1 protein-coding gene is annotated in these 1,786 nt (G+C 61.8%); it reads left to right on the top strand.

What is annotated here, in order from left to right:
• Positions 1 to 14: 14 nt before the first annotated feature.
• A partial coding sequence (locus C0V97_RS17490; RefSeq protein WP_233582256.1) for a copper resistance system multicopper oxidase occupies positions 15 to 1,786 on the top strand: 1,772 nt, incomplete at its 3' end.

Below are 1,786 nucleotides of genomic sequence, written 5' to 3'. Positions count from 1 at the left end.
GCCATGGGGCAGGCCTGTCGCGTCGTATTTTCGTCAGCGGTCTCGCAGGGTTGGGCGCCTCGCCCGTTCTCTCTGCTCGAGCCGATGTCGTGCCACGCCCAGATCCGGCCGCCATCCCCCGCGTCGCAACATCGCGTCCGCGCCTCGACATCGACACACGCATGTGGACCATCGGCAATCGCACCGGCCGGGCCTTCACGGTCAATGGCAGTGCCCCTGCCCCCACGCTGCGTTGGCGCGAAGGTGACGACATGGAAATCGAGGTGGTCAATCATCTCGATGAGCCGACCTCGATCCACTGGCATGGTATACGCCTGCCTGCTGCGATGGATGGCGTGCCCGGTATCAGCTTTGCTGGAATCCCCGCACGCTCCACATTTACCTATCGCTTCCCTTTGCGCCAGGCAGGTACCTATTGGTATCACAGCCACTCAGGAATGCAGGAAGCACAGGGGCTTTTCGGTGCTCTCGTGATCGATCCCACCACTCCGGACCCGAGGCGCGCCGACCGAGACTATGTGATGGTACTTTCGGACTGGAGTGATGTCGCCCCCCATGACATCGTGAGTAATCTGAAACAACAGGATGATTATTATAACTTCCGCCAGCGCACGCTGGTGTCGCTCTTCCATGACGCGCGCAAGCAGGGGCTGAACGAGGCCATAACCAACCGCCTCATGTGGTCACGCATGCGCATGTCCGCCACGGATATCTCGGATGTCAGCGGCGTGATCTACTCCTATCTCATCAATGGTCAGGCACCGGATGCCAACTGGACGGGTCTTTTTACACCCGGCGAGCGTATCCGCCTCCGGGTCATCAATGCCTCGGCCATGACCCTGTTCGACTTCCGCATTCCGGGACTCAATTTTTCTGTCGTCGCGGCGGATGGGCAGGACGTTGAGCCGGTCGAAATCGAGGAGTTCCGCATCGGCCCCGCCGAAACCTATGACGTGATCGTAGAGCCCCATGACGCACGCGCCTGGACCATCTTCGTGCAATCCGAAGACCGCACCGGCTATGCTCGCGGTACGCTGGCACCGCGCGAAGGCATGACGGGGCCAATCCCCCCGATGGACCCTCGGCCCGTCAGAACCATGGTGGATATGGGCATGGGGCGAATGGCGCCGGAAAAGTCGGGTTTGAGCGGCATGAGCGGCATGAGCGGCATGAGCGGCATGAGCGGCATGAGCGGCATGAGCGGCATGAGCGGCATGAGCGGCATGAGCGGCATGAGCGGCATGAGCGGCATGAGCGGCATGAGCGGCATGAGCGGCATGAGCGGCATGAGCGGCATGAGCGGCATGGACCAGTCCGAGCGGGCGCCGTCAAGCTCCGGAACCAGCCCTGCCCCTCAGGAAGCGATCGTCAGGGACGATCCCGGTTCTCCACCGCGCAATGTCGAGAACCAGAACGTGGCGATGCATCCCGTCGACCGCCTGAACGAGCCGGGGGACGGACTGGAAGATAACGGACGGCGTGTTATGAGGTATGCCCTGCCGCGCGCGTTGCACCCGGCCCCGGACCCGAGACCGCCCAGCCGTGAGATCGTGCTGCATCTGACAGGAAACATGCAGCGCTATATCTGGGGTTTCGACGCGAAAAAATTCTCCGAAGCCCCCCCGATCATGCTGCGACTCAACGAGCGCGTCAGGATCACGCTCATCAACGATACCATGATGGAACATCCCATCCATCTGCACGGGTTCTGGAGTGAGCTTGAAAACGGGCACGGAGCGCACCGTCCCAACAAGCACACGATCATATCCCAGCCCGGATCGAMCST

The organism is Asaia sp. W19 (genome assembly GCF_003994335.1).
In the GTDB taxonomy this organism is placed as follows: domain Bacteria; phylum Pseudomonadota; class Alphaproteobacteria; order Acetobacterales; family Acetobacteraceae; genus Asaia.
The sequence above is the reverse complement of the archived record's forward strand: the minus strand, read 5'-3'. Positions and strand labels throughout refer to the sequence as shown.